This window comes from Coprococcus sp. ART55/1 (assembly GCF_000210595.1).
Taxonomy (GTDB): Bacteria; Bacillota; Clostridia; order Lachnospirales; family Lachnospiraceae; genus Coprococcus; species Coprococcus aceti.
Window position 1 is genome coordinate 1,658,599 of record NC_021018.1, and the last position, 10,080, is coordinate 1,668,678.

A 10,080-nucleotide genomic window follows, 5' to 3' on the forward strand; every position below is an offset into this window, starting at 1 on the left:
CCCCACGAACACATTCACAAACAGGGCAACAACCGCCGCATTGCTTCCAACGGCCGCCAGGGCATCACTTCCTGCAAATCTTCCTGCCACAGCTACATCTGCCGAATTGAAAAGCTGCTGCAGTATACTGCTGGCGGCAAGTGGCATGGCAAATATAAGCATCTTAAGCGCCAGTGAACCATTTAACATATCCATCTCGTGCGATTTTTTTCTATAATCGGTGTTCTTTTCTGTATTCGTTTCTTTGCCTTTTTCTTTGCCTTTTTCTATGCTTTTTTCTATGCTTCTTTCTTTACTCTTTTCTGCGCTCATTCTGATGTCAGTCTCTTTTTCGTCATTGTGCTTCATTCTGATGTCCGTCTCTTTTCCGTCATTGTGTTTCATCCTGATATGATCTCCGTTTTCTTATCTAGTGGGCACCCTCATACTTCTGAAGATAGTTGAAAAGTGCTCCTATGAGATTGGAATCGTTGCCAAATTTGCACAGTCCAACCTGCATCTCATTATAGATCACTGAAAATTTTGCAAGCTTATCCACGTACTTCTTCACGCCCTGTATGAACCTCGGTTCCGCACTGATTCCACCTCCAAGGAGTATGATGTCCGGTGCAAGAATGACATGTATATTCATGCAGTGCTTCGCGATGTTCAGATACCAGTCCTCAAGCACATCTATGACCGCCTTATCACCGGCAGTCTCCCACTCATATATCATCTCACCTGACACTTCATCTTCCCTCATGCCCTTGACTGCTGCCACCTCTCTTCTGAGTGAGCTTACCGATGCCTGCATCGTCCAGGTGACATTGTCCGGAAGTTTTACATGTTTCTTTGTATTCTTGAGATTCGCCTCAAGCGGTACAAGTTTGTCTATATTATCCCTGTTCACATCCTCAAACAGGTACGACATCTCACCGGCAACCATACCTCTGCCGTGGAGTATCTTTCTGTCTATGACTATTCCTCCACCGACACCTGTGCCAAATACCAATACAACTGCGCTGCTATAGTCCTTTGCATTTCCCTGCCATATCTCCGACAATGCGGCACATTTGCCATCGTTCTCAAGAGCCACCTTAAGTCCATCGCATCTCTCGCTTACAAGCTCGCCTATATGCGCTTTGTCAAGGTAAGGCAAGGCTCCGCCGGCATAACATATCCCGTTGTCCACATCCACCTGTCCAGGAAGTGATATAGCTATTCCTTGTATATCATATCTTTTCTTATATCCATCATATATCGACTGAAGTGCATCAAGGAATGCATCCAGCCCCTGTTGTATGTTCTCCAGTCCATTCCCAAATCTTCCAGGTGTAGGGAATTTATTCTTCTCCATTATCTCAGCATCTCTGTCCATCACACAATGCTTTATAAATGTTCCGCCTACGTCTATCACAAGGTACATAACTTCTCCTCCATACCGAATATGTTTTATTACTATATATTTTTCTTCAAGCTAAAAAATAGCAGTCTCAAATGTATATACAGTATATATTATACTATGTCGAACATACATTCGGAAACTACTATTTTTATGTTAGCATATTTTTTTGTTATCAACAACTACTTTTGTAGCGCAACTTTTTGTTATATATAACAGGGACGTTCCTTATTACTACTTTTCTTTAGGCAGGATAATATTAAGCAGAATTGCAACCATTGCCGCAGGAACAATTCCTGAGCCTCCAAAAACAAGCTGGAGCAGCTGAGGGGCATTTGCTAGAATACCAGGATTGGCTCCCATTCCATAGCCCACGCCCAGTGCTACCGAAACTATGGACAGGTTGCGTGCGCTTAATGGTTCCTTTGTTATGAGCTGAATACCACTGATAACTATCGAAGAGAACATCATAACCGCAGCTCCGCCAAGCACTGACTGAGGCATGATCGATACCAGTGCTGCAAGTTTAGGGCAAAGACCACATAATATCAGGAATATCGCTCCTGTTGCAAGCGCAAATCTGTTGACGACCTTAGTCATGGCTACAAGTCCCACATTCTGGCTGAACGATGTATTTGGAAGGACTCCAAACACAGCTGCAAGAGATGAACCCAGACCGTCACACATCACACCACCTGAAAGTTCCTTGTCTGTGGCTTCCCTTCCAAGGCCACCTTCCATAACACCTGATATATCGCCTACAGTCTCCACCGCTGTAACAATAAACATTATGAGAACGGGAAGTATTGCGCGCACATCAAACACCGGTTTTACAGGCATGAGCTGTGGAATCGCAAACCAGGAAGCATTTTTCACCTTGTCCCAGTTCAGCACCCAGGCTTTTGTATATTCCACACCATCAGCAGTTATACCTGTTCTCGGAAGAACAAGTCCCATTATGATCGCCGCGATATAACCTGCGATTATTCCAAAAAGAATAGATGACGAGCTTAAAAATCCTTTTGTCCAGTGCTTAAAGAAAAGAATAACCACAAGGACAAATACTGCAAGCAGAAGGTTCTCCATGGAGCCAAAGTCTGCGGCATTATTTCCACCTCCAAACGAATTTATTCCCACCGATATAAGGCTGAGTCCAATGGATAAAACCACTGTACCTGTTACAACAGCCGGGAAAAACCTGCGCAATGGCTTCAGGAAAAAGCCAAGCACAGTCTCAAACAGGCCACCGATAATGGATGCCCCCATAATAGCACCATACGCAAGCACTCCACCGCCCATGGTTGCCGCCACGCTGTTGAATACTCCTATAAAACCTGAAGATGTACCCATAATGATTGGTACCTTTCCTCCAACAGGTCCTATTGAGAAAAGCTGTATCAGGGTGACAACTCCAGCGATGAGCATTGCGTTCTGAAGCAGTGAAAGCTGAAGATCAGCAAATTCACCACCGACCAGTCCGCATGCTCCTGTGATAATCAATAATGGTGTCAAATTTCCGACAAACATTGCAAGGACATGCTGAAGTCCAAGAGGTATCGCCTGGGAAAGAGGCATCCTTCCATCAAGCTGGAATGCTGTTTCTGAAAGTTTAAACTTATTTTTCATCTGTTGTTTTCTCCTGTATATTTTTTTTCATATTACAGATTCTGTTATTCTGCTTATGTTATCTCCAATCACTCTTCCGGCATGGACATAAGAATCTTCTCCGGTGTGATCGGCAGTTCTCTGTGCCATACACCTGTCGCCCTGTATATGGCATGTGCAATAGCAGGTGCCGGAGTGTTGATAACTATTTCTCCTATCGATTTGGCTCCAAAAGGACCTGTAGGCTCATAGCTGTTTTCAAATTCCACTCTCAAATGTCCCATATCCAGACGGGTTGGTATCTTGTATTGCATGAAACTCGACTCTATCGGGCATCCCTTCGCATTGTAGGTGATGTTCTCAAACAGAGTGTGTCCTATTCCCTGGACTATGCCTCCCTCTGCCTGAACACGTGCCAGTGCCGGGTTTATGGCTATGCCACAATCCACGACTGCAGCATAATCCAGTATCTTCACTTCTCCTGTATATCTGTCAAGTTCTATCTCAACCATTCCGACCATATATGGAGGAGGTGAAACCGGAGATGAATGAGAGACTGTGGCTACAGCAGCAATATCATTTGCGACCTGATCCTTAACACTTATATCAGCCAAAGAAACGCTTTGATCTGTTCCTGTCCGATATGCCATGCCATTTTCGAAATACATTTCATCCTGCTCACATCCAAGCATTCCTGCTGCAATTGCACACAGCTTCTTCTTCAATTTATCACATGCAAGCTCCACAGCCTTTCCTGTTACATACGTAGTGGATGAAGCATATGAGCCGGAATCATATGGTGAAGCATCTGTGTCTGCTCCAAATACCGCCACGTCATCAACCGAGCAGTCCATGCACTCCGCAACCATCTGTGCAAGGATAGTATCACATCCGGTTCCCATATCTGCAGCACCGATTATCAGGTTAAATGTACCATCATCCGCAAGCTTGACCGTTGCAGATCCCACATCCACATTCGATATACAAGAACCCTGCATGGCCATTGCTACTCCTGCAGCCCTGACTTTTCCGTTTCCCATGTCCCTGACAGGGTATTTATCATCCCAGTTAAATATCTCCTTGCATCTGGCCATACATCTGTCAAGAGCACACGCATTTGCCGTTTCACCATAATACGCAGGCATCTTCATTCCCTCGCGCAGCATATTCTGCTCACGGATCACGGTCGGATCTATCCCCAGTTTCTCCGCAAGTTCATTCACCGCAGACTCAAGTGCGAAGATTCCCTGTGTAGCCCCATAGCCTCTGTATGCACCAGCCGCCATAGTGTTCGTATATACAACATCATATCCAAACCTATATGCCTCAAGACCTCCCGTATATAATGGAATTGACTTATGCCCGCTAAGTCCGACTGTTGTAGGTCCATGTTCCCCATACGCTCCAGTGTTGGACAGCGTATACAGATCAAGTCCCCTTATATGTCCATCGCGGTCTGCTCCCAGACGAACACTCACCTCCATCTCATGGCGCGGCGAGCCTGCGATCTGACTTTCCTGTCTCGTAAATATGATCTTGGCCGCACGTCCTGTCTTCATGGTCACAAATGCAGGATACACCTCACTTACAGCTGTCTGCTTTGCTCCAAATCCGCCTCCTATACGTGGTTTTTCCACTCTGATCCTGCTCTTTGGAATGCCAAGCGCTCTTGACAGAATACGACGTACATGAAACACGATCTGTGTAGAAGAAATTACATGAAGTCTTCCATAACGGTCAAGGTGTGTATACGTTCGAAAAGTCTCCATCATAGCCTGGTTAAAGGCTCTCATATGATATCTGTTCTCCAGCACCTCATCGCAGTCAGCTATAACAGCATCAACATCGCCATCACCGCCTACATCGCTTGCTATCAGGTTGCGTTTCGGATCGCCTCCTACCTGAACCGGCGGAAACCAGTCGTCCTCAGGATGAACCAGTATCTCATTATCCTTTGCCTTGCGGAAATCCAGAACAGGCTCTAAGATTTTATATTTTACCTTTATGAGTTTCATAGCCTTGATTGCTGACTTTTCATCCTCAGCTGCTATGATTGCAACCACATCGCCCACACACCTCACATGGCGATCCATAATGAGTCTGTCATACGGTGACGGCTCAGGATATGTCTGTCCTGCTATTGCAAACCGGCTATTTGGCACATCCTGCCATGTGTAAATATCTACTATTCCGGGTATCTTTTTTGCTATGGAGACATTTATATCCTCCACAATAGCATTCGCATGTGGACTGCGAAGCAGTTTCACAACAAGTGCATCACCGGGAGTGATATCATCCACATATACCGGTTTGCCAAGAAGTAACTGCATAGAATCTTTTTTTCTAACGGATTTATTAACTACATTATATTTTTTTTGTTCCATGAGTTCACCCCTTTACTGTCTGTCATCTGCAGGAATTCTACTGTCTAAGTAATTTCGGATTCCTCTCAGTTGTCCCTCATATCCGGAACATCTGCACAGATTCCCGGCAAGATATGCCCTGATCTCATCATCCGATGGGTCAGGATTTTCTCTGAGAAGAGCTATTGTATTCATCACAAAACCCGGGTTGCAGAAACCACATTGATCAGCACCCTGATCAGCAATGAACCCGGCAAATTCTGCCGCCTCATCCTGAAGGCCCTCAAGGGTCTGCACCTCGTGTCCATCTGCCCTGGCAGCAAGCATCGAACAGGAAAGGACAGGAGTCTGATCCATAAGCACTGTACACAGGCCGCAATTTGACGTCTCACAGCCGCGTTTCACACTATAACAGCCATGATCGCGCAGAAAATCTATAAGGAGCATATCAGGAGCTATATTTCCCGAGACAAATTTCCCATTTAATTTAACTTTTATTTCCACTGCTGCTCCTCCTCAATTTTTTTCAATAATCTCTGTCCAAGCACACGTATCAGACGGCTTCTGTATTCTGCACCAGCACGATGATTGCTTCCAACCGGAACCTTGTCAGAAACCCAATTGGCAAATGCTTTCTCTGTATCATCTGAAAGTCCCCCTGTGAGCAAGCCTTCTTCATCCAGAACAAGCATCGCCCTTCCAGGCCTTGCTCCCACAGCCAGACGGTATTCTCCATCCACGCATGATGCTGAACAAGCAATGACAGGGAAATCTGTTCTCTGATTACGGACCGATGCATAAGCAAAAACTCCGGGAGTTTTCCTGATGATCAGATGTACAATCACGTCCCTGTCCTGCTTCATGTTGACAAATTCCCTGAGAGGGATCATACCACCATGATAAAGCTCCACAAATGCATCCATAGCTAAAAAAACTGTCAGAATGTCCGAAAACCCAAAACGTCCCCATATGCTTCCGCCAATCGTGGCGAGATTCCGAAACTGAACTCCCACAATATCCTTCACCGCTTCGCATACTGCACCACGTGTATATTTATTTAATCCGTCATGCAGCTCTATCTGACGGAGTGATGTCATTGCACCAATAATAAATTCGTCATCTTTTTCCTCGATCTTATCAAGTCCCAGATCACACATATCTATGGCTGTCTGTATCAGGCGATCCTGCATTTTTGTCCAAAGCATTCCTCCGATAATACAGCTTCCTTTTTTCTGATTCAGTTCATATGCCTCATCAATACTTTGTGCGCGTACATAATTCTGTATTGTTACCATAAATACTCCTTTTAACATATAAACATAATTTTTCAAAATATATTATATTAAAACATCTTGTCTTTGAAAAGGTGCTTTGTTACAATACCGTTGTATTATTTCAAGAATAACGAAAGGAACATTGAATTCATGAAAACAACTTTAAAAAAACATCTATCTATCATCCTTATCTGTACTATGCTGGCAGTACTTACAGCCTGTGGTACAGACAGTGCTACGACAACACAGAGTACTACGGAAAGCACCACAACCGCTTCAGTATCCGAAACGGCTTCCAGCGAAGATGCATCTGAAGACGTATCTTCTGAAGAATTATCTTCCGAAGAATCTTCCACTGAAGCAGATGCTGAACAGACTGTCTACCCTGTAACAGTTACTGACCAGGCCGGCCGTGAAGTTACAATTGAAAAAGAACCATCTTCTATCGTGAGTGGCTACTATATTTCTTCAAGCCTTCTGATTGCTCTTGGTCTCAAGGATAAGGTTGTCGGTATTGAGGCAAAAGCAGACAAGCGCCCTATTTATAAGCTTGCTGCACCGGAACTGACTGAGCTGCCTAATGTTGGAACTGCCAAAGAGTTCAACCTTGAGACATGTGCTGCTCTTTCACCTGATCTGGTTATTCTGCCAATGAAGCTGAAGGATGCAGCCCAGAGCCTGACAGACCTCGGTATCACAGTACTGCTCGTCAATCCTGAAAGTCAGGATCTTCTGACAGAAATGATCAACACCATAGCTACGGCAACTAACACCAACTCAGAGGCTGCAAAGCTGCTCGCATATATAGATTCTCAGAAGGCTATTCTTACTTCAGCTCTGTCTGGCGTAGAACCTGAAAGTGTATACCTTGCCGGCAACTCATCATTCTTGTCTACTGCCGGTCCTTCTATGTATCAGTCAAGCATCATAGAGCTTGCCGGTGGAAAAAATGCAGCTGATTCTATCACAGACACCTACTGGGCCGAGATAAGCTATGAGCAGCTTCTTGCATGGGATCCTTCTTATATAATAATCGCATCTGATGCCGAATATACAGTAGATGACGTAATGAACGATCCCAACCTTGCAGAATGCACTGCTGTAAAAAACAGCCACGTATATGCTATTCCTGGAGACGTGGAAGCATTGGACAGCCCGGTACCTGCAGGAATCCTGGCATCTGTATGGCTTGCAGGGATCCTTCATCCTGATCAGGTACCAACTGACACATATACAACTGAAATGACAAATTATTATGAAACATTCTATGGAATCAACAACTAATAACAAGCGTAAAAATAAAAACAAAGCAACAATAACTATTATACTGGGAGCTGTCATTTTGGCAGCTCTCAGTATATTTTCTTTTTTTGTCGGAAGATATCCTCTTACACTGAATGGATTGCTGCAAGGTGATGACATGCAGTGGCGTGTATTTCTCACGCTTCGCGCAAGCCGCGGAATCATCGGCTGTATAGGAGGATTTGTTCTCGGCATAGCAGGATTTGTATATCAGACTGTCTTTAAGAACCCATTGGCTTCTCCAGACATCATAGGTGTATCCTCAGGTGCAAGCGCCGGTGCCGCTATTTGGCATTCTTTTTTTGTCGGGAACAATGTCTGTAACCATATCTGCTTTTGCCGGAGCCATATGCTGTGTGATACTGGTTCTGCTTCTGTCATCGCTGACATATGAGCGTGATGGAAAAAGCATAGTACTGGCAGGCATAGCAGTACACAGTCTTGCCCAGACCGCTCTTGTGTGTCTGAAGCTGACTGCCGACCCTGAAAAACAATTATCATCAATTGAATACTGGATCATGGGAAGCCTTAATGGCATAAATATATATTCCATTGGTTCAAATGTAATACTGTGCGCTGTCTGCCTGCTGATAATGTTCCTATTGTACAGGCAGATCATAATGCTCTCCCTTGATGACGCAGAGGGCAAAATGCTTGGCGTGAATGTTAACCAGATACGAATGCTGGTTCTTTTGATCGCAACCCTGGCAACCTCAAGTGTGATCAGCATGACAGGACTTATCAGCTTTATCTCTCTGCTTGCTCCGCACGGAGCCAGAATGCTGCTCAAAAATAACCGCTTATCAACTATGCTTCTAAGTGGTCTTATAGGTGGATGCCTTCTCACTTTCGGTGATATACTTGCCCGAAGTGTATGTTCCACAGAACTACCGGTCAGTATATTCACAAGTATCATAGGAGCACCATTTCTTATCTATCTATGCATAAGGAGGAAACCTGTAAAATGAGTATATTAAACATATGCGATCTGTCAGCCGGCTACCACCACAGCAGCCGCACCAACACCACAGATGTGCAAAATGTGATAAATAATATCAGCTTTTCTGCAGAAGAAGGAACAATTGTTGGTATACTTGGCGAGAATGGCTGTGGCAAAACAACCCTTATCAAAGCAATCGCCAATTTGATTCCGCATAGTGGCTGCTGCGAGTTAGATAATCTCCAGCTGGAACATATGCCTCACAAAAAACTAGCACAGCTATGTGGATATATCCCTCAAAAAAGTGGCATATCCATAGACATATCTCTCTTAGATGTTGTCATGATGGGATTTAACCCAGAGCTTAAGCTTCTTCAGCCCCCTACTGAGGCCATGAAAGAAAAGGCTTATAAAGTTCTTGCAATGGTCGGACTTGATTCACGGATAAACGATAATTTTCAGACATTGAGCGAGGGTCAAAAACAGCTTGCCCTGCTGGCACGTACATTTGTGGCAAAACGGAGGCTTTTACTCCTGGACGAACCGGAAAGTGCACTGGACTTCAGGCTGCGATACCAGATTATGAACCTTCTGTGCAGCTATGTTGAACAAAACCACGCGGTGTCTCTGGTAACGCTTCACGATTCATCACTTGCATTAAATTACTGCAACACTCTTCTGGTTTTATCTGAATCCAAACTGATCGGTGAAGTATATCCCGATAAAACACCCATTGAGGAAATGGAAATGCTTCTGTCCAAAGTTTATGGTACAATCAGTATCAGAGAACTTCGCAACCGTCAGGGAAAGCGCCAGCTTGTCATGATGAAGGAGGATGATATGCATTGAGAGCTGCTATTAAAATAACATTTTTTGATGATAACGATGAGAAATTCTTTGGTGAAGGTCCATACCGCCTTCTTTTGGCTATAGAAAAAACCGGTTCTCTCCGCTCAGCATCCCAGTCCATGGGGCTTGCCTACAGTAAAGCATTCCGCATGATAAAAAACGCTGAAGAGGCGCTGGGATTTTCACTTACAAGCCGCCAAGCAGGTGGCAGGTCAGGTGGTGGAAGCACGATAACACCAGAGGGAAAGGAATGGCTGAAAAAATATGAACAATATAGAGAAGCCTGTATTCAGGCCGGAAGCAAATTGTATATGGAGATCTTTTCTGACTAGCCAAAAGAAACATATCGTTATTACCGGTGACAGG

10 protein-coding genes and 1 pseudogene are annotated in these 10,080 nt (G+C 44.5%); 5 read left to right on the plus strand and 6 right to left on the minus strand.

Features of this window, described 5'->3' with window-relative positions; genetic code table 11:
* From CCU_RS07610 to CCU_RS07635, 6 genes and pseudogenes are all read right to left on the minus strand, one after another.
* A pseudogene (locus tag CCU_RS07610) lies at positions 1-384 on the minus strand (hypothetical protein); the annotation flags it as partial.
* A 25-nt stretch (positions 385-409) separates the two neighbouring features.
* Positions 410-1,405, minus strand: coding sequence for an ROK family protein (locus CCU_RS07615; protein ID WP_015534172.1), 996 nt, complete (start codon positions 1,403-1,405; stop codon positions 410-412).
* Between the two features lie 210 nt (positions 1,406-1,615).
* Positions 1,616-3,007 carry a uracil-xanthine permease family protein gene (locus CCU_RS07620; protein WP_015534173.1) on the minus strand — a complete coding sequence of 464 codons (1,392 nt, stop codon included), beginning with the start codon at positions 3,005-3,007 and terminating at the stop codon, positions 1,616-1,618.
* A gap of 68 nt (positions 3,008-3,075) precedes the next feature.
* Positions 3,076-5,370 (minus strand): xanthine dehydrogenase family protein molybdopterin-binding subunit, encoded by a 2,295-nt coding sequence (locus tag CCU_RS07625; protein WP_208896095.1) that lies wholly within the window; start codon positions 5,368-5,370, stop codon positions 3,076-3,078.
* A 12-nt stretch (positions 5,371-5,382) separates the two neighbouring features.
* Positions 5,383-5,853, minus strand: coding sequence for a (2Fe-2S)-binding protein (locus CCU_RS07630; protein ID WP_055144146.1), 471 nt, complete (start codon positions 5,851-5,853; stop codon positions 5,383-5,385).
* A complete protein-coding gene (locus CCU_RS07635; protein WP_015534175.1) occupies positions 5,844-6,644 on the minus strand; it encodes an FAD binding domain-containing protein in 801 nt (266 codons plus the stop codon). The genes CCU_RS07630 and CCU_RS07635 overlap by 10 nt, the downstream gene beginning before the upstream one ends.
* Before the next feature lie 129 nt (positions 6,645-6,773).
* On the opposite strand from CCU_RS07635, the gene CCU_RS07640 reads away from it, so the two are divergent.
* From CCU_RS07640 to CCU_RS07655, 5 genes are all read left to right on the plus strand, one after another.
* Positions 6,774-7,907, plus strand: a complete 1,134-nt coding sequence (locus CCU_RS07640; protein WP_015534176.1) for an ABC transporter substrate-binding protein — start codon at positions 6,774-6,776, stop codon at positions 7,905-7,907.
* Complete coding sequence (locus CCU_RS14500) at positions 7,891-8,319, plus strand: iron chelate uptake ABC transporter family permease subunit (protein WP_330369862.1); 429 nt, start codon at positions 7,891-7,893, stop codon at positions 8,317-8,319. Before CCU_RS07640 ends, CCU_RS14500 begins: the two co-directional genes overlap by 17 nt.
* A complete protein-coding gene (locus CCU_RS14505) occupies positions 8,282-8,893 on the plus strand; it encodes a FecCD family ABC transporter permease (protein WP_330369863.1) in 612 nt (203 codons plus the stop codon). Before CCU_RS14500 ends, CCU_RS14505 begins: the two co-directional genes overlap by 38 nt.
* Before the next feature lie 74 nt (positions 8,894-8,967).
* Positions 8,968-9,714 (plus strand): ABC transporter ATP-binding protein, encoded by a 747-nt coding sequence (locus CCU_RS07650; RefSeq protein WP_243440876.1) that lies wholly within the window; start codon positions 8,968-8,970, stop codon positions 9,712-9,714.
* Positions 9,711-10,046, plus strand: a complete 336-nt coding sequence (locus CCU_RS07655) for a winged helix-turn-helix domain-containing protein (RefSeq protein ID WP_022216050.1) — start codon at positions 9,711-9,713, stop codon at positions 10,044-10,046. Before CCU_RS07650 ends, CCU_RS07655 begins: the two co-directional genes overlap by 4 nt.
* Positions 10,047-10,080 lie beyond the last annotated feature (34 nt).